This is a genomic window from Methyloversatilis sp., assembly GCF_030698125.1.
GTDB lineage: Bacteria > Pseudomonadota > Gammaproteobacteria > Burkholderiales > Rhodocyclaceae > Methyloversatilis.
The window spans coordinates 96,768-116,805 of record NZ_JAUYNV010000004.1; the positions used below are offsets into that span (position 1 = coordinate 96,768).

General features: G+C 65.9%; 20 protein-coding genes and 1 tRNA gene. 13 read left to right on the forward strand and 8 right to left on the reverse strand.

The window, feature by feature from the left end; genetic code table 11:
* The first annotated feature begins 11 nt into the window (after positions 1–11).
* The 9 genes from ccmA to ccmI all read left to right on the forward strand — a co-directional run bounded on the left by ccmA (position 12) and on the right by ccmI (position 6,843).
* Complete coding sequence (gene ccmA, locus Q8Q80_RS01120) at positions 12–662, forward strand: cytochrome c biogenesis heme-transporting ATPase CcmA (RefSeq protein ID WP_305631158.1); 651 nt, start codon at positions 12–14, stop codon at positions 660–662.
* Positions 656–1,324 carry a heme exporter protein CcmB gene (gene ccmB / locus Q8Q80_RS01125; protein ID WP_305631159.1) on the forward strand — a complete coding sequence of 223 codons (669 nt, stop codon included), beginning with the start codon at positions 656–658 and terminating at the stop codon, positions 1,322–1,324. The genes ccmA and ccmB overlap by 7 nt, the downstream gene beginning before the upstream one ends.
* A gap of 173 nt (positions 1,325–1,497) precedes the next feature.
* Complete coding sequence (ccmC, locus tag Q8Q80_RS01130; RefSeq protein ID WP_305631160.1) at positions 1,498–2,292, forward strand: heme ABC transporter permease CcmC; 795 nt, start codon at positions 1,498–1,500, stop codon at positions 2,290–2,292.
* A complete protein-coding gene (ccmD, locus tag Q8Q80_RS01135) occupies positions 2,289–2,486 on the forward strand; it encodes a heme exporter protein CcmD (protein WP_305631161.1) in 198 nt (65 codons plus the stop codon). Before ccmC ends, ccmD begins: the two co-directional genes overlap by 4 nt.
* Positions 2,483–2,929 carry a cytochrome c maturation protein CcmE gene (ccmE, locus tag Q8Q80_RS01140; RefSeq protein WP_069039841.1) on the forward strand — a complete coding sequence of 149 codons (447 nt, stop codon included), beginning with the start codon at positions 2,483–2,485 and terminating at the stop codon, positions 2,927–2,929. The genes ccmD and ccmE overlap by 4 nt, the downstream gene beginning before the upstream one ends.
* A 51-nt stretch (positions 2,930–2,980) precedes the next feature.
* Positions 2,981–4,996, forward strand: a complete 2,016-nt coding sequence (locus tag Q8Q80_RS01145) for a heme lyase CcmF/NrfE family subunit (protein WP_305631162.1) — start codon at positions 2,981–2,983, stop codon at positions 4,994–4,996.
* Entirely contained in the window at positions 4,993–5,520 is a 528-nt protein-coding gene (locus Q8Q80_RS01150; RefSeq protein ID WP_305631163.1) for a DsbE family thiol:disulfide interchange protein, read from the forward strand. The genes Q8Q80_RS01145 and Q8Q80_RS01150 overlap by 4 nt, the downstream gene beginning before the upstream one ends.
* A 1-nt stretch (position 5,521) precedes the next feature.
* The gene (locus Q8Q80_RS01155) at positions 5,522–5,995 is read left to right on the forward strand and encodes a cytochrome c-type biogenesis protein (protein ID WP_305631164.1); all 474 of its coding nucleotides are present in this window, start codon (positions 5,522–5,524) and stop codon (positions 5,993–5,995) included.
* A complete protein-coding gene (ccmI, locus tag Q8Q80_RS01160; protein WP_305631165.1) occupies positions 5,992–6,843 on the forward strand; it encodes a c-type cytochrome biogenesis protein CcmI in 852 nt (283 codons plus the stop codon). The genes Q8Q80_RS01155 and ccmI overlap by 4 nt, the downstream gene beginning before the upstream one ends.
* Positions 6,844–6,983: 140 nt before the next feature.
* On the opposite strand, the gene Q8Q80_RS01165 is transcribed toward ccmI, so the two are convergent.
* The 3 genes from Q8Q80_RS01165 to Q8Q80_RS01175 all read right to left on the reverse strand — a co-directional run bounded on the left by Q8Q80_RS01165 (position 6,984) and on the right by Q8Q80_RS01175 (position 9,032).
* A complete protein-coding gene (locus tag Q8Q80_RS01165) occupies positions 6,984–7,298 on the reverse strand; it encodes a hypothetical protein (protein WP_305631166.1) in 315 nt (104 codons plus the stop codon).
* Positions 7,299–7,423: 125 nt separating this feature from the next.
* The gene (locus tag Q8Q80_RS01170) at positions 7,424–7,912 is read right to left on the reverse strand and encodes a hypothetical protein (RefSeq protein ID WP_305631167.1); all 489 of its coding nucleotides are present in this window, start codon (positions 7,910–7,912) and stop codon (positions 7,424–7,426) included.
* Positions 7,905–9,032: a cupin domain-containing protein gene (locus Q8Q80_RS01175; RefSeq protein WP_305631168.1), complete on the reverse strand. Its 1,128-nt coding sequence runs from the start codon at positions 9,030–9,032 to the stop codon at positions 7,905–7,907. The genes Q8Q80_RS01170 and Q8Q80_RS01175 overlap by 8 nt, the downstream gene beginning before the upstream one ends.
* A gap of 83 nt (positions 9,033–9,115) precedes the next feature.
* Here Q8Q80_RS01175 and rlmD point away from each other — a divergent pair, with 83 nt between their 5' ends.
* Positions 9,116–10,435: a 23S rRNA (uracil(1939)-C(5))-methyltransferase RlmD gene (gene rlmD, locus Q8Q80_RS01180; RefSeq protein ID WP_305631169.1), complete on the forward strand. Its 1,320-nt coding sequence runs from the start codon at positions 9,116–9,118 to the stop codon at positions 10,433–10,435.
* A gap of 70 nt (positions 10,436–10,505) precedes the next feature.
* Here rlmD and Q8Q80_RS01185 read toward each other — a convergent pair whose 3' ends face one another.
* Positions 10,506–11,195, reverse strand: coding sequence for a Bax inhibitor-1/YccA family protein (locus Q8Q80_RS01185; RefSeq protein WP_305631170.1), 690 nt, complete (start codon positions 11,193–11,195; stop codon positions 10,506–10,508).
* A gap of 148 nt (positions 11,196–11,343) precedes the next feature.
* Here Q8Q80_RS01185 and Q8Q80_RS01190 point away from each other — a divergent pair.
* A tRNA-Ser gene (locus tag Q8Q80_RS01190) sits at positions 11,344–11,431 on the forward strand.
* A 135-nt stretch (positions 11,432–11,566) separates the two neighbouring features.
* On the opposite strand, the gene Q8Q80_RS01195 is transcribed toward Q8Q80_RS01190, so the two are convergent.
* The 4 genes from Q8Q80_RS01195 to Q8Q80_RS01210 all read right to left on the reverse strand — a co-directional run bounded on the left by Q8Q80_RS01195 (position 11,567) and on the right by Q8Q80_RS01210 (position 18,479).
* A complete protein-coding gene (locus Q8Q80_RS01195; RefSeq protein ID WP_305631171.1) occupies positions 11,567–12,895 on the reverse strand; it encodes a DASS family sodium-coupled anion symporter in 1,329 nt (442 codons plus the stop codon).
* 187 nt (positions 12,896–13,082) lie between these two features.
* Complete coding sequence (locus Q8Q80_RS01200; RefSeq protein WP_305631172.1) at positions 13,083–13,739, reverse strand: hemolysin III family protein; 657 nt, start codon at positions 13,737–13,739, stop codon at positions 13,083–13,085.
* Between the two features lie 264 nt (positions 13,740–14,003).
* Entirely contained in the window at positions 14,004–16,892 is a 2,889-nt protein-coding gene (locus Q8Q80_RS01205; protein WP_305631173.1) for an adenosylcobalamin-dependent ribonucleoside-diphosphate reductase, read from the reverse strand.
* 216 nt (positions 16,893–17,108) lie between these two features.
* The gene (locus Q8Q80_RS01210; RefSeq protein ID WP_305631174.1) at positions 17,109–18,479 is read right to left on the reverse strand and encodes a HAMP domain-containing sensor histidine kinase; all 1,371 of its coding nucleotides are present in this window, start codon (positions 18,477–18,479) and stop codon (positions 17,109–17,111) included.
* A gap of 15 nt (positions 18,480–18,494) precedes the next feature.
* Here Q8Q80_RS01210 and Q8Q80_RS01215 point away from each other — a divergent pair, with 15 nt between their 5' ends.
* Both Q8Q80_RS01215 and Q8Q80_RS01220 read left to right on the forward strand, forming a co-directional pair.
* Positions 18,495–19,127, forward strand: a complete 633-nt coding sequence (locus Q8Q80_RS01215; RefSeq protein ID WP_305631175.1) for a response regulator transcription factor — start codon at positions 18,495–18,497, stop codon at positions 19,125–19,127.
* Between the two features lie 243 nt (positions 19,128–19,370).
* On the forward strand, positions 19,371–20,006 hold the full coding sequence (locus Q8Q80_RS01220) for a PEP-CTERM sorting domain-containing protein (protein WP_305631176.1): 636 nt from the start codon (positions 19,371–19,373) through the stop codon (positions 20,004–20,006).
* Positions 20,007–20,038: the final 32 nt, after the last annotated feature.

The following is a 20,038-nucleotide window of genomic DNA, read 5'->3' on the forward strand; positions in this document are numbered from 1 at the left end:
CCGAACCGTCCATGCCTGAATCTTCCGCCCCGCTGCTTGAAACCCGCGCCCTGACCTGTGTGCGCGGTCGTGCGCGGCTGTTCGCCGGGCTCGACCTGACGCTCGGCGAGGGTGAGTTGCTGCACGTCGCCGGTGCCAACGGCAGTGGCAAGACCAGCCTGCTGCGCATCCTGTGCGGCCTGTCGGAACCGGAATCGGGCGAGCTGCGCTGGCGTGGCCAGCCGGCCCGGTCGGTGCGCGACGACTGGCGCGGCGGCATGCTGTATCTGGGTCACCGCAACGGCGTGAAGGACGATTTCACGCCGCTGGAAAACCTGCACGCGAGTGCCGCCATCGCCGGCGAGCGCATCGCCGACACAGTGCTGCTCGAGGCGCTGGTCGACATCGGTCTGGCCGCGCGTCTCGATGTGCCGGCGCGCAGCCTGTCGCAAGGTCAGCGCCGGCGCGTGGCGCTGGCGCGCCTGCTGGCCGATACGCGCAGCGCGCTGTGGATACTCGACGAACCTTTCACTGCGCTCGACGTGCGCGCCGTTGCGGTGCTGGCTGCGGCGATGGCCGCGCATCTGCGACGGGGTGGCGCGCTGATCTACACCACGCATCAGCCGGTGGACATCGAAGCCGAGCGCCGGCAGACACTCAATCTGGATGATTACGCATGCTGAGGCTGTTCGTGTCGGTGGTGCGCCGCGACCTGCTGCTGGCCTGGCGACGGCGCTCCGACGTGCTGACCGCGCTCGGCTTCTTCCTGCTGGTGACCAGCCTTTTTCCGTTGGGAGTCGGGCCGGAACCGGAGCAACTGAGCCACATCGCGGCCGGCGTCATGTGGGTCGCCGCGCTGCTGGCGACGCTGCTGTCGGTCAGCCGGCTGTTCGAATCGGACGAAGCCGACGGCACGCTGGAACAGATGCTGCTGTCGGTCGAGCCCTTGCCCGTCATCGTGCTGGGCAAGGTATGCGCCTACTGGCTGCTGACCGGCCTGCCGCTGGTCGTGATTGCGCCGCTGATCGGGCTGCAGTTCAACCTGTCGGCCGACGAAACCCTGATCGTGTGCGCCACGCTGCTGGTCGGCACGCCCTCGCTGTCGCTGCTCGGCGCAGTCGGTGCCTCGCTGACTCTGGGCCTGCGTGGCGGTGGTGCGCTGATCGCGCTGCTGGTACTGCCGCTGTACGTGCCGGTGCTGATCTTCGGCGCCGGTGCGCTCGATGCATGGCGTGCCGGACTGGGCATACAGTCGCATCTGGCGCTGCTGTCGGCGGTGCTTCTGGTCGCCCTGGCGGTGTGCCCTCTGGCCAGCGCCACCGCGCTGCGGATCGCTCAGGATTGAACTGTTTTTGCAGCATTCGGGCCAAAGCAGCGAGTCGGTTAAACTGTCCGCCGCTGATGTGGCAGGCGGTCGCTTTCAAAGGTGACCGGGCCTGTACCGTACGACCGCCATTCCCTGCCACACCCCGGTCACCCCACCGCGCAACCTGAACCCGGATCAACCCGAAACTGCTGATGTCTGATTCACCGCTTACTGCCACGCGCGCGCCGTCGTCCGGCTTCAGCCTCTTTTACTACGCCAGTCCGCAAACCTTCTTTCCGCTCGCCGGCAAGCTGCTGTGGCCGACCTGGATCATCGCCATCGTGCTGACGATCGCCGGTCTCTACACCGGCTTCTTCATCGCGCCGACCGACGCCACCCAGGGCGACAGCTACCGCATCATCTTCATCCACGTGCCCGCCGCGTGGATGTCGATGGTGATCTATCTGGTGATGGCCTTCTGGTGCGCGGTCGGGCTCATTTTCAACACCCGGCTGTCCTTCATGATGTCGAGCGCGCTGGCGCCGACCGGCGCGCTGTGGGCCTTCATCGCGCTGTGGACCGGCGCGCTGTGGGGCAAGCCGACCTGGGGCACCTACTGGGTGTGGGACGCGCGACTCACTTCGGAACTGATCCTGTTCTTCCTGTACTGCGGTTACATGGCGCTGCAGGCGGCCATCGACGATCCGCGCCGGGCTGATCGCGCTGGCGCGCTGATCGCCATCGTCGGTGCGATCAACGTGCCGATCATCTATTTTTCGGTGAAGTGGTGGAACACCCTGCATCAGGGAGCGTCTGTAAGCCTGACGCAGTCACCGTCGATGGCCAGCACCATGCTCACCGGCATGCTGCTGATGGCGCTGGCGGCGTGGGCTTACACGATAGGTGTGGCGCTGGTGCGCGTGCGCGCCATCATGATCGAACGCGAGCGGCACACCGACTGGGTGCGTCAGCTCGGCAATGCAACAGCAGGAGGCAGCAAGGCATGAACTGGGAAAGCGCCAGCCACTTCTGGGCGATGGGCGGTTACGGATTTTTCGTGTGGGGCTCGTACGCGGTGACCGCGCTGCTGATCGGCGCCGAACTGGTGCTGGTCGCGCGGCGCATGCGCGCAGCGTGCGCCGGCGCGGCACGCGACGTGGCCATCGAACGCATCGATGCCGACCGGCGGGGGCGCGCATGAAACCGCGTCAGAAACGCTTTGCCCTGATCGCGGTCGGCGTGATCGCGCTGGCCGGCGCGGCCACGCTGGTGCTGACCGCGTTCGAGGACAACATGGTTTTCTTCTTCACGCCGAGCCAGGTGGCGGCGCGCGAAGCACCGCAGGGCCGCACCTTCCGCATCGGTGGCATGGTGGAAGAGGGCAGCCTGCAACGCGGCGACGACGGCACGTCGGTCAAGTTCGTGGTGACGGACACGGCGCACAAGATTCCGGTTACGTTCACCGGCGCATTGCCCGATCTGTTCAAGGAGGGCAAGGGCGTGGTGGCGCAGGGCAAGCTGAACGACGGCGGTGTGTTCGCCGCCAGCGAAGTGCTGGCCAAACACGATGAGAACTACATGCCGCCGGAAGCCGCACACGCGCTCGAACAGGCGAAGAAGGCACAGGGCACGGTCGTCCAGTGAAGTTCAACACCGGCGCGCCCTGGCGCGTCCGGTTTCAGGGGTTGAGTACGCATGTATCCCGAGCTAGGTAATTTTTCGCTGTCCATCGCGCTGGCGCTGTCGCTGCTGCTGGGTATCCTGCCGCTGATCGGCGCGCAGCGGGGCGACGCGCGGCTGATGGCGGCGGCGCGTCCGCTGACCCAGGGCGTGTTCGTGTTCGTCACGTTCGCTTTCGTGTGCCAGATCCAGTCCTTCATCCTGAATGACTTTTCGGTGCTGAACGTCGCGACCAACTCGAATTCCACACTGCCGCTGGAATACCGCATCGCCGCTTCGTGGGGCAGCCACGAAGGATCGCTGCTGCTGTGGGTGTTCATGCTGGCGGGGTGGGCGCTGGCGGTCAGCGTGTTCTCGCGCCGCCTGCCGCCGGACATGGTGGCGCGCGTGCTCGCCGTGCTCGGCCTGATCACGGTCGGTTTTCTCGCCTTCATGCTGGCCAGTTCGAACCCGTTCGACCGCCTGTTGCCGGCGGCGGTCGATGGCCGCGACCTGAATCCGCTGCTGCAGGATCCGGGCATGATTTTCCACCCGCCGATGCTCTACATGGGCTACGTCGGCTTTTCGGTCGCCTTCGCCTTCGCGATCGCCGCGCTGATCGGCGGCCGTCTCGACGCGGCCTGGGCGCGCTGGTCGCGGCCGTGGACCACGGTCGCCTGGGTGTTCCTGACCTTGGGCATCGCGCTCGGCAGCTACTGGGCGTATTACGAACTGGGCTGGGGCGGCTGGTGGTTCTGGGACCCGGTCGAAAACGCGTCCTTCATGCCCTGGCTGGTCGGCACCGCGCTGATCCACTCGCTGGCGGTGACCGAAAAGCGCGGCGCCTTCAAGAGCTGGACGGTGCTGCTGGCGATTTCGGCCTTTTCGCTGTCGCTGCTCGGCACCTTCCTCGTGCGCTCCGGCGTGCTGACTTCGGTGCATGCCTTCGCCACCGACCCGGAACGCGGCGTGTTCATCCTCGCGCTGCTGGTGTTCGTCATCGGTACCTCGCTGCTGCTGTTCGCGATCCGTGCGCCGTCGGTCGGGCTGGGCGGCGGCTTCGCGCTCATTTCGCGTGAAACCGCGCTGCTCGGCAACAATGTGCTGCTGGCGGTGGCCACGTCGGCGGTGCTGCTCGGTACGCTTTACCCGCTGTTTCTCGACGCGCTGGGCATGGGCAAGATTTCGGTCGGTGCGCCGTATTTCGACGCGGTATTCGTGCCGCTGATGACGCCGGTCGCCTTCCTGATGGCAATCGGGCCGTTCGTGCGCTGGAAGAAGGACGGCGCGCCAAGCCTGGTGACCCGCCTGCGCTGGGCGTTCGCGGTCAGTGTGGTCAGCACGGTCGTCATGATGGTCATGTCGGGCGGTTTTTCACCGATGCTCGGTCTGGGGACCTTCATCGTGGTGTGGATCGTCGCCACCAGTGTGCAGCATCTGGTCGAGCGGCTGCGCGGTCGCACCGGTGACGGCAACTGGTTCGCCCGCGCCAGGGCACTGCCCGGCGGCTGGTGGGGCATGTGGTTCGCCCATCTGGGCATTGCGGTCACCATCGTCGGCATCACGCTGGTCAAGGGCTTCGAACAGAACATCGACCTGAAGATGGCACCGGGGCAGACGGCGACGCTGGCCGGCTATACCTTCCGTTTCGATGGCGCGTTCGCGCACGAAGGCCCCAATTACGACGCCGCGCGCGGACGTATCGAAATGACGCGTGACGGCCGGCCGGTCGCGATGATGTATCCGGAAAAGCGCATGTACCGCGTATCGCAGATGCCGATGACCGAAGCGGCGATCGACTCGGGCATCACGCGCGACATTTACGTATCGATGGGCGAGCCGCTGCCGGACGGCAGTACCTGGATCGTGCGCATCTTCTACAAGCCTTTCATCAACTGGATCTGGGTCGGCGCGCTCATCATGGCGCTCGGTGGTTCGCTCGCAGCGGCTGACCGTCGCTACCGCAAGCTCGCGCAACGTGACGGGCGGCAGCCGGCCGAGGCGCCTGCAACGGCGGTGAAACCCGGGCCGGCGCAGGAACAGCACGCATGAGTCGCTATCTGTGGCCGCTCGGCCTGTTCGTCGTGCTCGCCGGTTTCCTGTTTGCCGGCCTGTTCCTGAATCCGCGCGAGGTGCCCAGCCCGCTGATCGGCCGCGCAGTGCCAGCGTTCAGCGTCGCGCAGCTGGGCGCGCCGGACAAGACTTTCTCGCCGGCCGACATGAAGGGCAAGGTTTGGCTGATGAATGTGTGGGCTTCGTGGTGCGTGTCGTGCCGGCAGGAACATCCGCTGCTGGTCGAACTCGCGAAGACCGGTACCGTCGCGATGATCGGCCTGCACTACAAGGACGAACGCGACGCGGGCCTCAAGTGGCTGGCCGACTACGGCGACCCCTACCTGCTGTCGGCGCATGACCGCGACGGCCGCATCGCGATCGACTTCGGTGTGTATGGCACGCCGGAAACCTTCATCATCGATCGCCAGGGCGTGATCCGCCACAAGCACACCGGCCCGCTGACGCCGGCGCTGCTGCGTGACGACATCCTGCCGCGCATCCGGCAACTCGAGGCCTCCTGACATGCGCCACCTGTTCCTGCTGATCGCGCTGTCGATCTGCGCGCTGCTGCCTGCGCACGCCGATCAGGCGCCGACGCTGGCCGACGATCCGGCGGTCGAGGCGCGCGTGCAGCATCTCGGCGAAGAACTGCGCTGCCTCGTCTGCCAGAACCAGAACATCGCCGATTCGCACGCCGATCTGGCGATGGACCTGAAGAAGCAGGTGCGCGAACAGATCGCCGCCGGACGCACTGATCGCGAGATTCTTGACTATATGGTCGAGCGCTATGGCGACTTCGTGCTCTATCGCCCACCGCTGAAAGCCACCACGGTGCTGCTGTGGGCAGGGCCATTCGTGCTGCTTCTGGTGGTCGTGCTGCTGCTTGCCCGTCGCCTGCGCCGTCGTACGGTTCAGGCGGCTGCCGCCAATACATTGACTGCCGATGAGCAGCAGCGCGCGCGCGCGCTGCTGGCCGGCGAGGAGAAACAGGTTTGACGCAGTTCATGATAGGCGCCGGGCTGATGCTCGCCCTGGCGCTCGCCTTCGTGCTCGTCCCGTTGATGCGCGGGCGTGTCGGCGCAGTCCCCGAAGCCCAGCGTGCGCTTACGCTGGCCATTCACCGCGATGCCCTTGCCGAACTCGACCGCGATCTGGCGGCCGGTCTGATCGACGATGCGCAGTACCGCATTTCCTGCGCGGAGCTGGAGCGTCGGGTGCTCGACGAAGCGGGCGCCGCACCGACGTCGGTACGCAGTTCCGGCCGCTGGGTGGCCATCGTGTCGGCCCTCGCCGTGCCCGCGTTCGCGGTGCCGGTCTACCTTGCGCTTGGCAAGCCCGAAGCCGTGGATGCGCCGCGCAGCAGCCCGAGCGAACAGCAGGCCATGGGGCAGGAAGAAATCACGCCTGAACGCATCAGGGCGATGGTGGATCAACTCGCCGAGCGCATGAAGAGCGAGCCGGACAATGCCGATGGCTGGCAGATGCTGGCGCGCTCGTACAGCGCCATGGAGCGCTTCGACGAAGCGAGCGCGGCGTATGCAAATCTGGTGAAGATCGTCAGCGGTGACGCACAGGTATGGACCGACTACGCCGATGTGCTTGCGATGAGCAAGGGGCGTCAGCTGTCGGGCGAGCCGGAAGCCATGCTGGCGAAGGCGCTCGCCATCGATCCCGATCATCCGAAGGCCCTGGCGCTCGCGGGCAGTGCGGCGATGCAGCGCGGCGACAAGGCGGGCGCACGCAAGCACTGGGAGCGACTGCTGAAGTTGCTGCCGCCCGAGTCGCCGCTGATCCAGCCGCTGACCGAGAGCCTCCAGGATGCGGCGGAGACGCCGGCGAACTGAAAAGAAAATCGAACTGACCATTGGCGTCCGTCCGCGAGCGTCCTGCGTTATCAGGCAAGGACCGCGCGGTTGGCAGCGGATGGACGACAGACGAAAAAAAGCCGGCATCACGCCGGCTTTTTTCATCATGCATTGAAGAATTACTTCTTCATTTCTTCAGCAGCAGCCTTGGCAGCGTCGGCAGCAGCATCAACGGCTTCGCCGGCGGCCTTGGCAGCTTCGCCAGCGGCATCGGTGGCGGTCGCAGCAGCGTCGGAAGCGGTAGCGGCGGCATCCGTAGCGGTTGCGGCAGCGGCGTCAGCAGCAGCAGCGTCAGCAGCAGCCGGGGCGGGGGCAGCGTCAGCCGGGGCAGCGGCCGGAGCGGGTTCGGCAACCGGTGCCGGTGCTTCTTCCGGCTTCGAGCAAGCGGCGAGGGTCAGGGCGAGCAGGGCGGCGGCGAGGAGGGACTGGTTCATTTTGATTTCCTTGGCTGATGGCGACAACAAAAATTCTGTCTGACAAGATCGAACGTACAGTATCGATCAGCCCAAAATAGTAGCATGGGCGTCATGCATCAAGGTAGTGCGCGGGAAACATGACCTTACAGGCCAAACTTTGTTGTGCAGATGCAACATGAACAGGCATCCCACAATTCGCCGAAGCGCTGCTTGTAGGCGGCGTTTTCCTGCGTGTTGCCGACCAGCAGCTTGCCGCGGAAATGCATGCTGTGCGTGCGAATCAACAGGGGGCCGCCAATGCCGAGCATGAAGGTTTCGGTCAGGTGTCTCAGGGTGCGCGGGGTCTGCCGGATATGCACCCGATGGGATTGCGCAGCGCACAAATTCAATAGTCTCGGCATGCGATGCTGCAGCGCATCGGCGTCGTGCAGCACGACGCGCACGGTCATTGCCGGGTCGCGAGTCAGCGCGTCGGATAGCTGCGCCACGCGGGGCGAACTCGCCAGCGCGGTGTCCACCAGGTCGACGTCGAAAATGTCGAGGCCGAGCCGGCTGCGGTCGAGCAACTGCACCACCGCGGCCTGGTAGCCCGCCTGGTCGGCGAAGCGCAGCGGCTCGGCGTCGTCAGTCACCGCGCGCCCCCGGGTACAGGAAGCCGTCGCCATACCAGTCGTGCAGCAGCGCCAGCGTGCCGGCATGATCGGGCACCGCGACCAGCACGCGATCGCGGGCAAGCGCGGCGAGCGCGTCGCCGCTGCCGGGTGGCACATCGACCGCCTCACCGTTGATCCACACATGGCGGCCGCTGCGCAGCAGCTGTGTGCGGGTGTCGAGACGCACGCCGTGCTTTGCGACCTTCTGTGCGAAGCGCTTCAGACTCACCGTGTCCTCCGGCGGATCGAAGAACACATGCTGCTTCGGTTCAGACAGATAGCTGCCGAGGAACTGTTCGACGTCGCTGCGCGACCAGCGGATGGCGCCAAGCATGTCGGCTACGCGATCGATCATCGCCGTCGGCAGTCTGGCCGGGTCGTCCTGCAACGCGAGATCCGGGTCGGCATACATGCCATCAAGGCACAGACGGTCGCGCAGGTGGTCGAGGAAGGCCGTGCCAAGTTCATGCGCCGACGGGGCCCGGAAGCCGATCGAATACGTGGTGCATTCGCCGTCTGCAATACCGTCGTGCGCGTAGTGCGGCGGCAGGTAGAGCAGATCACCGGGTTCCAGCAGCCATTCCTGCTCGGGCACGAAATCGCGCAGGATGCGCAGCGGCGCGCCATCGACCAGCGTCAGATCCTTTTGCGCACTGATCTGCCAGCGGCGCCGGCCGCTGCCCTGCAGCAGGAACACGTCGTAGGAATCGAAGTGCGGCCCGACGCCGCCGCCATCGGTGGCATAGCTCACCATGACGTCGTCGAGCCGAGCGTACGGGATGAATGCGAAGCGACGCATCAGCGCGTCTGCCTGCGGCAGCACGAGGTTCAGTCCCTGCACCAGCACCGTCCAGGGCTGCGCCTTCGGCCGCTTCAACAGGTGCTTCGGCAGCGGGCCGCGTTCGAGCTGCCAGCCGGTGCTGTCGTGTGCGATGAAGCGCGATTCCACGTCTTCGTCACGCGCCAGATCGAACAGCGCGTCGCGGCTCAGCAGTCCTTCGAAGCCGGGAATCGCGCCGCGCACCAGCAGTGGCTTCTTCTGCCAGTGGTCACGCAGGAAGGTACGCGGGCTCAGCCCGCCGAGCAGTGTCTTGTCCATGACGCGGATTATCTCCGATGCACCGGCAGCGCGCGCGCAGCGGGTAAAATCCGCCTCCCCCAGGAATCATGCAAGGTTGAACGATGCCGGTCGTCCGTATCGAATCGATGGACCACGAAGGTCGCGGCGTCACGCACTTCGAAGGCAAGGTGATCTTCGTGGATGGCGCGTTGACGGGCGAGCTGATCGACTTTTCGCCCTACGTCCGCAAGCCTTCGTACGAGCTGGCGCAGATCAGCCGCATCCTCAAGCACAGCCCGCAGCGCGTGCAGCCACGCTGCCGTTACTTCGGCACCTGCGGCGGCTGCAGCATGCAGCACCTCGACGTGGTCGCGCAGGCGTCGGTCAAGCAGCGCGTGCTGGAAGACGCGCTGTGGCATATCGGCCGCGTGAAACCGGAGACGGTGTTCACGCCCCTGATCGGCCCAGGCTGGGGTTACCGTTACCGGGCACGCCTGTCGGTGCGTCACGTGTCGCGCAAGGGTGGCGTGCTGGTGGGCTTTCGCGAACGCAAGTCGAGCCATGTGACGAACATGTCGTCGTGCGAGGTGCTGCCGCCACACATGTCGGCACTGCTTCTGCCGCTACGCGGACTGATAAACGGCTTTTCGATCTGCGACCGGGTGCCGCAGGTCGAGGTGGCGATCGCCGGCGAGGGTGCGCAGCAGATGACGGTGCTGGTGTTTCGCGTGCTCGCGCCGTTGTCGGCGCAGGACGAAATTGCGCTGCGTGCGTTTGCCGACACGCAGCGGGTGTCCATCTATGTCCAGCCGGGCGGCCCGGACACGCTGGCGCCGTTCTGGCCGTTGCCGATGCCCGAGCTGGCGTACGAACTGCCCGATTTTGGCGTGCGCCTGGCGTTCGCGCCGTCCGAATTCACGCAGGTGAATCACGGCATGAACCGTGCGCTGCTGCGCCGCTCGATGTCGATGCTGGCGCCGCAGCGGGGCGAACGCATCGCCGACATGTTCTGCGGTCTGGGCAACTTTTCGCTGCCGATTGCGGCGCTCGGCGCCGACGTGGTCGGTATCGAGGGCGCCGAAGCGCTGGTGCAGCGCGCCGCGCGCAACGCCGAAGCGAACGGTCTGGCGTCGCGCGCGAGCTTTCGCGTCGCCAACCTGTTCAAGGCGACACCCGAGAGCCTTGCTGCGCTCGGCCACTTCGACAAGATGCTGATCGATCCGCCGCGAGAAGGCGCGTTCGATCTGGTCAAGGCGCTGCCCCGGGCAGATGCCGCAGGGGCGCTGCAGCGCATCGTGTACGTGTCGTGCAGCGCGGCCACGCTGGCGCGCGACGTGGCGGTTCTGGTCAACGAAAAGGGTTATCGCTTCCGCGGCGCCGGCATCGCCAACATGTTTCCGCAGACCTCGCACGTCGAGTCGATCGCGCTGATCGAGCCCTGACCCGGTCGCCTGCGGCAGCAGAAATGAAAAAGGCGGCCGAAGCCGCCATTTTCATCCCGTACTGCCGGGGTCAGTCGCGCTGACCGGTCAGGGCCATCAGCAGATGCAGCAGACTGACGAACATGTTGTACAGGTTCAGATACACCGACAGCGACGCCGACACGTAGTTGGTTTCGCCGCCGCGCACGATGCGCTGCACGTCGTACAGCATCCACGCCGCAGAAATCATCACGATGCCACCCGAGATCGCCAGCGAAAACACCGGCATCTTCAGGAAGATGTTGGCGACGATGGCGAGCAGCAGCACAATCATGCCGACCATCAGGAAGCTGCCCATGTTCGAGAAGTCGCGCTTCGTCGTGCTGGCGATCGACGCCAGCGTGAAGAAGGTGACCGCCGTGCCGCCCGCGGCCATCGCGATCAGCGAGCCGCCGTTCGAGAAGCCCAGCGCAACCTGCAGGATGCGGCTCAGCATCAGACCCATGAAGAAGGTGAAGCCCAGCAGCAGGGCGACGCCCAGACCGCTGTTCTTGTTCTTCTCGATCGCCCACATGAAGCCCCAGGCAATGCCGAGGAACAGCACGAGCGACAGGATCGGGCTGCCCGCCATGAACGAGAAGTTCATCTGGATGCCCACGACGGCGCCGAGCAGCGTCGGTACCATCGACGCGGCCAGCATCATGTAGGTGTTGCGCAGTACGCGATTCTGCCCGGCGCTTGCGGCGCCGGCAGTCTGGATGGTCTGGAATTGCGGTTGCATGGCGTGACCCCGAAGGATGATTAACACACTAAAGACTATCGCACAGGCCGTTAAGTTTCAACGCATTGGACGCGTGTTAGTATCCGGCCCCGAATGAAAAACAGGGTGTTGCACGCCGGGCCCCCGTGTTCATCGCGAGCAGTTCAGTGGAAGCTTGGCAGAGTGGTCGATTGCACCGGTCTTGAAAACCGGCATACCGCAAGGTATCCAGGGTTCGAATCCCTGAGCTTCCGCCAGAATCATGTGCCTGGCGGCATCACATGTGTCGCGGAAAGGCACTGGCGAACGCGTCCCGAAGGCGGTCGCACGGTGATGCGAGAACGTCGAACTGACGTTCGGGTAGCTGGCTTTGTCATCCTCTCCAGCCACCATCACAGCACGCGTGCGTAAAGCGTGATGACGACGATGCACACCCCGTTCAGCAGCAGTCCGCAGCGCATCATCGATGCCGCCGATACGTGGCCGGTGCCGAATACCAGCGCGTTCGGCGGCGTGGCGACCGGGAGCATGAAGGCGCAGGAGGCTGCAATCGCAATGGCGGCCGACAGCGCGCGCGGATCGAGGCCGAAGTCCGGGGCCAGTACAGCGAAAACCGGCACCAGCAAGGCGGCGCTGGCGGTGTTGCTGACCAGTTCGGTCAGCATGACCACGAAGGCCACGATGCCCAGCAGCACCAGCCAGTCGGGTGTGCCGCGCAACAGATCGGTCAGCGCGTTGGCCAGGAAGCGGCTCGCGCCACTCGAACCCATCAGGGCGCTCAGCGCCAGTCCGCCACCGAACAGCAGCAGCACGCCCCACTGCGTATGGGATTCGATGTCCGGCCAGTCGATGGCACGGCTGGCCACCAGCAGCACGATGGCGGCCAGCGCGACCACGGCGTCGATGTCCTGTTCGACGCCCAGCGCGCGCGCCAGCGGCGCACCGAACACCCAGCCGGCTACGGCGAACGCAAACACCGAAGCCGTGGCGATGCGTCCGGGCGTCCAGCCGTCTTCGCCGTCGTCGGCCGGCAGTTCGATGCGTCCGCCGAGCGCCGGACGCAGCACCAGCCACAGCGTCGCCGCCATCAGCGGCAGCAGCACGACGACCAGCGGCATACCGAAGCGCATCCATTCAGCAAAGCCGATGCCGGCCTGGGCCGCGGCAATGGCGTTCGGCGGACTGCCGACCAGCGTACCGATGCCGCCTATGCTGGCGCTGTAGGCCACGCCCAGCAGCACGAAGGTGCGTTCGCGCGGATCGGCATCAGGGCCGAGCAGGCCGAGTGCCAGCGGCAGCATCATGGCTGCGGTGGCGGTGTTGCTGATCCACATCGACAGCAGGGCGGTCAGCGCAAACAGCAGGGCCAGCGAGCTCACCCTGCGGCCGCCGGACAGTGCGAGCACCCGGCGGGCGAGCCAGCGATCCAGCCCGTGCCGCGCGAGTGCCGCCGCCAGTGCAAAGCCGCCGAGGAACAGGAAAATGATGGGGTGCGCGAATGACGCCAGCGCCTTCGACGGCGCCACACCGGCAAACAGCACCGCCAGCAGCGGCACCAGCAGCGCGGTCAGCGTCAGCGGCAGGGCCTGCGTCATCCACAGTGAACCAGTCAGCGCAAATATCGCCAGCGCGGCGCGCAGTGCGGGGTCGTCGGGCGCGAACAGCGCCACGGCGACTGCGAGCGTGATGCAGGCGGCGATGCGCCACGGCGATGCGGTCATGTTGCGGACGGGAATGAAAAGTGTGGCGTCAAGAATACCTGCGGAGATGCCTGCGAGCGTACGACGCGAAAGAGGGCAGGTCTGTGCCGATGCGCCCGGGCGGTGGACCTGAGCCGGTCGCATCCACAGTGCGTCGCGAGGCTGACGTCCGGGTCAACCGAGACGGGTTACCTTCACACTCCGATGGTCAGGCCGCGTACCAGAGCACGGCGAAGTAGTGACACGTCGTGCCGGCCATGACAAAAAGATGCCATGCAAAATGGCCATACTGCAGCCTGGAGTCAGTGGCATGGAACACGACGCCGGCGGTGTAGAACACGCCCCCGGCAAGCAACCACAACAGCCCGGACAACGGGACCCGGGTGACCATCGGATCGACTGCGATCACGACAAGCCAGCCCATCAGGAGGTAGAGGCCGGTTGAAAGAACGGGGTGGGATGCCTTGCCGACGGCCTTGAACACGATGCCTGCAACGGCAATTGACCAGACCAGACCAAACAATGTCCAGCCCCATGCACCACGGAGGACGCCCAGACTGAATGGCGCGTATGTGCCGGCGATGAGGAGGAAGATCGAGGAGTGATCCAGGACTCGAAAGACGCGCTTGGCCTTTCCGGCTGGAAGAGCGTGATAGAGGGTCGACGCCAGGTAGAGCAGCAAGACGGTTGCCGCGAAGATGATGACGCCGACAATGAAGGCGGCGTCGCCCTGTCGTGCTGCATGGACGACAAGTACCGGAGCTCCGACGAGCGCTGCGAGCAGTCCGACAGCGTGACTCGAGCTGTTTGCGATCTCCTCCGCACGCGATTGTTCGCGCTTCAGGTTCGCGTTCGACGGCTGCATTCCGGGTCCTGATGAGTCTTGACGACGCGACAGGAAAACCCGGTTCGTGGCAGGTGCCTGCGTCCGGCCAACGCCGGACTGCATTCGATCTTCATCGCGTTACTCCCGTTGCAGCCGCTTCGTCGGCGTCTTGGGCGCTAGGCCCGGACACGATTCGGCTGGCTGGTCATTGTCTTTTACGGCGTCGCGATGGACGCGGCGCTCATCGTCAGACCTTCAGCCGCACCCCAACACGCATCTGCGGGAGCTGCGGCTGAAGCCCGGTCAGCCGCAACTCCCCACCGCCCCGCAGGCGGTGCAGAAGTCGCAGCCGTCCTTGCGGATGACCGACTGATTGCCGCATTCGCCGCACAGCGCACCCTGCATCAGCTTCGGCTCGTCGTCGCCGCGCGGCGACTCCAGGATGCCCATTTCGCGCATCGGATAGCCCGCTTCGTCGAGGATGCCCAGCATGGCGTAGCGGTGGATGATCAGCCGGGCGACGTAGGCGACCGTCGACGGCCAGTTCTGCTGGCGGCGCGTGCCGGGCACGAAGGCCATGAAGTCGCCCAGCGGTTCCGGATAGCTGATGAGCTTGCGCAGCTTCATGCCGATCCAGGCCGGGTCCATCACGCGCATGTCGAGCGCGAGGATGCGTGTCAGCCCGTCGAGCGCGCGCGGGTAATTGCCCGACAGCCACACCGAGTACGGACGCGTTTCGCCGCCCGGCAGCGTGATTTCCTTCAGGCCGAGCACGAAATCCTCGCCGGTGGCCGGGTTGCTGATGTCGACCGTCCAGCTCAGCGTGCCGTCGGTGCCGGTTTTCGGCTCCTGCAGCGCGAACAGCGTGTCGAGCACCGGCGTCGGGGCTTCGCGTTCGAGCGCGCCCAGCTTGTCGCAGCGGTAGCGGATCACGTTGGCGAACGCGGCCACCACGCCCGGCATGCGGCGATGCTCGCCGCTGGGCGGCAGCGGCATGTCGAAACCCTGGTCGCTGGCGGTGCGCGCCAGCACGTCGAGCTTGAGCTTGAGCCAGCCCGGGTCGTTGGCGCGCATGTCCATCGACAGCGTCTTCGCGACGGCACCCAGGCCGCGCGGCTGGTCGGCGCCATTGACCCACACCTCGAACGGCAGGGTCTGCATGCGGCCATCCGCACCTTCGTTTTCGATGTGGCCGACGAACAGCGCGAATTCGCCGCCCGGCGTCTTCAGCATGTAGGTCCAGCTCGGGTTGCCGTCCGGCATGTCGGGCCGGCCGGGCCAGCGCAGGCTGGACAGCACGGGCGCCGGCAGCGCGCCGATCGACAGGCGCTGGTTGGTGCCAGTGATGATTTCGACGTCGTGCGGCTGCTTCTTCTCTTCCGTCTTCGGCGTGTCGACCGACAGCACGCTGCCCAGCACGCTGTTCGGCCGGTAGGTCGCAAGGCCCTTCAGGCCGGCCTTCCAGGCGGCGAGATAGAGATCTTCGAAGTCGGCGTACGGATAGTCGGCCGGTACATTCACCGTCTTGGAAATCGACGTGTCGATATAGGGGGCGACTGCTGCGACCATGTCCTTGTGCGCAGACGCGGAAATTTCCAGCGCGGTGACGAACCAGGGCGGCAGCTTCGTCACGTCGCCGCCGAGGTGCTTGTACATCCGCCAGGCGTAGTCCTCGACCGCGTACTCCTTGAAGGTGCCGTCGGCCATGCGCTTCTTGCGCGTGTAGGTCCAGGAGAACGGCGGCTCGATGCCGTTGCTCGCGTTGTCGGCGAAGGCCAGCGAAATGGTGCCGGTGGGCGCGATCGACAGCAGGTGCGAATTGCGCAGGCCGTGCTTGCGGATCTGCTCCTTCACCTCGGCCGGCAGGCGCGACGCGAAGTTGCCGCCCGACAGGTACATGTCGGCGTTGAACAGCGGAAAGCTGCCGCGCTCCTTCGCCAGTTCGACCGACGCCAGATAGGACGCGTCGCGCATCACTTCGGAAATGCGCGACGCCATCAGCCGCGCTTCCTGCGTGTCGTAACGCTGGCGCAGCATGATCAGCGCGTCGCCCAGGCCGGTGAAGCCGAGGCCGACGCGGCGCTTCGCCATCGCTTCGTCGCGCTGCTGCGGCAGCGGCCAGTGGGTCACTTCGAGCACGTTGTCCAGCATGCGGATGGCCACCGCGCAGACTTCGGCGAAGCCGTCGAAATCGAATTCGGCTGTTTCGCCGAACGGCTTCTTCACGAAGCGGGTCAGGTTGATCGAACCCAGATCGCAGCAGCCATAGGGCGGCAGCGGCTGCTCGGCGCACGGGTTGGTCGCCTCGATGCTTTCGCAGTAGTACAGGTTGTTGTCGCGGTTGATGCGGTCGAGAAACAGGATGCCCGGCTCGGCGTGGTCGTAGGTCGAGCGCATGATCTGGTCCCACAGCTCGCGCGCCCGCGGCTTGGCATAGACCCACAGGCCGTCTTCGCGCTGGTACGCGCCGGCGGCCTTGATGTCGCTGGCAGGCTCGGCCTTGTGCACCAGGTCGACCGTGCTGTCGGCTTCGACCGCCTTCATGAAGGTGTCGGTCACGCCGACCGACACGTTGAAGTTGGTCAGGTCGCCGCTGTCCTTGGCGTGGATGAATTGCTCGATGTCCGGGTGATCGCAGCGCAGCACACCCATCTGCGCACCGCGGCGGCTGCCCGCCGATTCGACCGTTTCGCACGAGCGATCGAACACCCGCATGTAGCTGACCGGGCCGGACGCACGCGACTGCGTGCCGCGCACGCGCGCGCCAACCGGGCGGATGCTGGAAAAGTCATAGCCGACGCCGCCACCGCGGCGCATGGTTTCAGCGGCCTGCGCGAGCGCCGTGTAGATGCCCGGGCGCTGGTCCTCGATTTCGGTGATCGAGTCGCCGACCGGCTGCACGAAGCAGTTGATCAATGTGGCGGTGAGCTGGGTGCCGGCGGCGGAACTGATGCGTCCGGCCGGCACGAAGCCCCGTTCCTGCGCGTCGAGGAATTTCGCTTCCCAGTGCGCGCGGCGGTCTTCGGCCTCGGCCTGCGCAAGCGCCTTCGCCACGCGACGGCGCACTTCGGCCACCGTCGTTTCGCCGCCCTTGGCGTATTTCTCGATCAATACTTCGCTGGAAATTTCCTGCTCGGGCAGGCAGGCGATTTTTTCTTCTTCGGTCAGCGGGACCAGGTCGATCTGTTGCATGGGGTGTCTCCTGACTTCGGTTCACCGAACTTTACGCTTCGGTGAAACGCCGCAACAGCCTTGACAGGCAGCCGGCCGGGCGGTCGTCCGCCTGCCGTCTGGCCTTGCGGACGATGGCGACGGCGCGCTGCGCGATTGCAGTGCAACATGGCCCGGAAAGCTGGGCTGGCTGTGGATCGCCGCGCCCAAAGGAACCCTCCCCACCGGCTCTGGCAGCTATGCCTTCGGTACCCTCAGCGCGAACACGCTGCCGTGGCCGACGCGTGAGCGCACGGTCAGCGGGTGCCCCAGCAATTCCGCCTGCTTGCGCGCCAGCGCCAGACCCAGACCCTGACCTTCATCGTGCCGGGTCTGGCGGTCGTCGAAGCGGCGGTACGGAATGAAGATCTGCGGGATCAGTTCTTCGGCGATGCCCGGCCCGGTGTCCCACACCTGCAGTTCCACCTCGTCGCCACGCGAACGGGTGGCGACGAGCACGCGGCCGCGGTCGGTGTAGCGCACCGCGTTCGACACCAGATTGTCGAGAATGGAACGCAGCATCATCGGGTCACTGTCCAAAGTGGCGCGAGCCGGGCGGATCACCAGTTCGATCCCCTTGTCGCGCGCCAGCGGACCGAACTGGGCGGCGCACGACGCCAACACTTCGGCCAGCGGCAATGCGCGGCGCACCACGCGTGCCTCGCCGGCTTCCAGCCGCGACAGTTCGATCAGTCGCGACAGCTGGCTGCTCATCGCGCGCACCGCCTCGTCGACGCCGGCGCAGGCTTCATTCACCGTCGCGTGGCTCACTTCGTCGTCGCGCAGCGAGCGCAGATATCGCATGTGCAGACCGACCGCATGCACCGGCTGGCGCAGATCGTGCGTCACGCCGGCCAGAAAGAGATTCTTGGCACGCATCGCCGCCTGCACCGCGTCGCGCTCGCGTCGCAGCGTGTCGGCCAGGCGCGCGTTCTGGCGCGTCAGCAGCAGTGCATTGCGCATCGTGGCGTGCGCGTTGCGCCCGAATGAAACGAGTACCGCGAGGTAGAACACGATGGTCAGACCACCGGCGATGTTGATGGCGCCGCCGATCAGCCACGACTTGACGACGAACGGCACCAGCGCGCACACCAGATACAGATTGAGCGCGCGTGGCAGCGCCGTGGTGGCGGTGACGGCGCCGCCAGCCATGCCGACCAGCATGGCGACACTGAAGAAGTCCATGAACGGGTCGCGGCCCTCGTAACCCAGCCAGGGCAAAACGCCCCAGGCCAGACCGGTCAGCGCGGCGATGATCGTGTAGATGCGCTCGGTGCGGTCGAGTTGGTGACCGCCCAGATCGCCCAGTTTGGGCTGCATCCAGCGCACGTACAGGGCGCGCAGGGCGACCAGCAGGCAGACGATGGCCAGCCACACCCAGACCGCCGAGTGTCCCTCGGCGCTGACCAGCACCGCCGCAGCGGTGCTGGCCACGGCAACGTTGCCGGCAACGATGGTGGGCGTATGGCCGAACAGCACGCCCAGCAGATCGCGCCGGACCGCCTCGCGTTCGTGCGCGCTGTCATCCGTGCAGTCGTGTGCGTCGAGCGGTATCGACGTCATCGCCATGGTATTTTCCGGCGCATGGAAGCCCGCGAGATTAGCATCGTCGTTGCCGAAGACCACGCCCTGGTGCGCCAGGGCCTGCGTCTGATGCTGTCGCGTGCGCCGCGCGTGCGCTGGCTGGGCGAAACGGGCGATGGTGAAGGCGCGCTGCGGCTTGCCCGCGAGCTCAAGCCGGACGTGCTGCTGCTCGATCTGGGTCTGCCGCGGCTCGACGGGCTCGAAGTGATGCAGGCCATCTCCGTCGCTCATCTGCCGACCCGCGTGCTGGTCGTGACGGCGCGTCAGGATGCCGCGACCGTGCAGGCCGCGCTGTCTTTCGGTGCGCATGGCTACATGCTGAAGACAGACGACGCCGACGCGCTGGTGTCGGCCATCCACACCGTGGGCGACGGCGGCTACCACGTCAGCCCGGAACTGGCGACCTTGTTCGGCCATGGCGCGACGGCAGAACACGAAGGCCTGACCAGCCGCGAAATGGATATCGCCAGCCATGTCGGACGCGGCCTGTCGAGCAAGCAGATCGGCGCCGAACTGGGCATTTCCGAACACACGGTACGCAAGCATCGGGAGAACATCGCCCGCAAGCTCGGCCTGCGCAACGCGGCCGAGCTGGTGGCCTGGTCGATCCGCCAGCGCCTTCCCGGGGCGTGACCCGGCCGTCGTAGCCGGCCGTGATCCAGTTCCTGCTTTTCTTCATGTCCTGCCGCGCGCTACGCGCTTGTTCGTATTTACCGCCCAAGAGGCTGCGCGCCTAATTCCCTCCTGAAATTTCCGGCGGCGCGTCTGCCGAGTTCCGCTCCGTAAGCGTTTCCCGGGTGCGGGATTCGACACGGTCATGGTCCGGAAGTCACGCGCGGGCAAGCGCCCGCCGACATCCACAACAAGGAGGTTCAGATGACCATTTCCGCTTCCGGCGCGCTGCGAAGTGCCGTGTTTTCCCTGTGTCTGTGGACGGGTGCCGCGTGCGCCGTGCCGATCACCTTCCAGACGACCGGCTCGTCCGTGCAGACCTATTTCGAGGGGCATCCGCTGGCGAGCGCGAGTTCCCGCTTCGACGGGCTGAGCGGCGTACTGGATCTCACGCGGGACACGCCGGTGCTGGCCAACTATTTCAAGCTGTTCGCGGGCACCGGGCCGGCAGACGAATCCGGCATGAGTGGAATCCAGTACCGGACCCACGCGCTGAGCATGACCGTCATGGGCCTCACCCGTTCATTCGAGGTCGACATCGGCATGCAGGAAATCGCCAATGGCCAGTACCAGCTGTATGCCTTCGATCTGCCGACGCTGACCTTCGACCTGGGCGCGACCGGCGTGCTCACCGTGACACCGGACCCGCTGCGTACCCAGTCGGTGCAGTTTCTGGCCAATACGCCCCTGTACCACTTTCGCGATGTGCGCGCGACCTTCGAGTTGTCCGGGCCGCTTGTTTCGGCCGTGCCCGAACCGGGGTCGCTGGCGCTGACCGGGCTCGCCGTTGCGGCGCTGCATGCGATGCGGCGACGCAACTCGATGCGTTGCAGAAATTGACACATATGGCGTCAGGATGCGGTGTCCGCGGA

What these genes read in the sequence shown, in the direction of transcription:
- ccmA (WP_305631158.1), top strand. Translation starts at nt 12, where the DNA reads ATGCCTGAATCTTCCGCCCCGCTGCTTGAAACCCGCGCCCTGACCTGT.
- ccmB (WP_305631159.1), top strand. Translation starts at nt 656, where the DNA reads ATGCTGAGGCTGTTCGTGTCGGTGGTGCGCCGCGACCTGCTGCTGGCC.
- ccmC (WP_305631160.1), top strand. Translation starts at nt 1,498, where the DNA reads ATGTCTGATTCACCGCTTACTGCCACGCGCGCGCCGTCGTCCGGCTTC.
- ccmD (WP_305631161.1), top strand. Translation starts at nt 2,289, where the DNA reads ATGAACTGGGAAAGCGCCAGCCACTTCTGGGCGATGGGCGGTTACGGA.
- ccmE (WP_069039841.1), top strand. Translation starts at nt 2,483, where the DNA reads ATGAAACCGCGTCAGAAACGCTTTGCCCTGATCGCGGTCGGCGTGATC.
- Q8Q80_RS01145 (WP_305631162.1), top strand. Translation starts at nt 2,981, where the DNA reads ATGTATCCCGAGCTAGGTAATTTTTCGCTGTCCATCGCGCTGGCGCTG.
- Q8Q80_RS01150 (WP_305631163.1), top strand. Translation starts at nt 4,993, where the DNA reads ATGAGTCGCTATCTGTGGCCGCTCGGCCTGTTCGTCGTGCTCGCCGGT.
- Q8Q80_RS01155 (WP_305631164.1), top strand. Translation starts at nt 5,522, where the DNA reads ATGCGCCACCTGTTCCTGCTGATCGCGCTGTCGATCTGCGCGCTGCTG.
- Q8Q80_RS01165 (WP_305631166.1), bottom strand. Translation starts at nt 7,298, where the DNA reads ATGAACCAGTCCCTCCTCGCCGCCGCCCTGCTCGCCCTGACCCTCGCC.
- Q8Q80_RS01175 (WP_305631168.1), bottom strand. Translation starts at nt 9,032, where the DNA reads ATGGACAAGACACTGCTCGGCGGGCTGAGCCCGCGTACCTTCCTGCGT.
- rlmD (WP_305631169.1), top strand. Translation starts at nt 9,116, where the DNA reads ATGCCGGTCGTCCGTATCGAATCGATGGACCACGAAGGTCGCGGCGTC.
- Q8Q80_RS01185 (WP_305631170.1), bottom strand. Translation starts at nt 11,195, where the DNA reads ATGCAACCGCAATTCCAGACCATCCAGACTGCCGGCGCCGCAAGCGCC.
- Q8Q80_RS01195 (WP_305631171.1), bottom strand. Translation starts at nt 12,895, where the DNA reads ATGACCGCATCGCCGTGGCGCATCGCCGCCTGCATCACGCTCGCAGTC.
- Q8Q80_RS01200 (WP_305631172.1), bottom strand. Translation starts at nt 13,739, where the DNA reads ATGCAGCCGTCGAACGCGAACCTGAAGCGCGAACAATCGCGTGCGGAG.
- Q8Q80_RS01205 (WP_305631173.1), bottom strand. Translation starts at nt 16,892, where the DNA reads ATGCAACAGATCGACCTGGTCCCGCTGACCGAAGAAGAAAAAATCGCC.
- Q8Q80_RS01210 (WP_305631174.1), bottom strand. Translation starts at nt 18,479, where the DNA reads ATGGCGATGACGTCGATACCGCTCGACGCACACGACTGCACGGATGAC.
- Q8Q80_RS01215 (WP_305631175.1), top strand. Translation starts at nt 18,495, where the DNA reads ATGGAAGCCCGCGAGATTAGCATCGTCGTTGCCGAAGACCACGCCCTG.
- Q8Q80_RS01220 (WP_305631176.1), top strand. Translation starts at nt 19,371, where the DNA reads ATGACCATTTCCGCTTCCGGCGCGCTGCGAAGTGCCGTGTTTTCCCTG.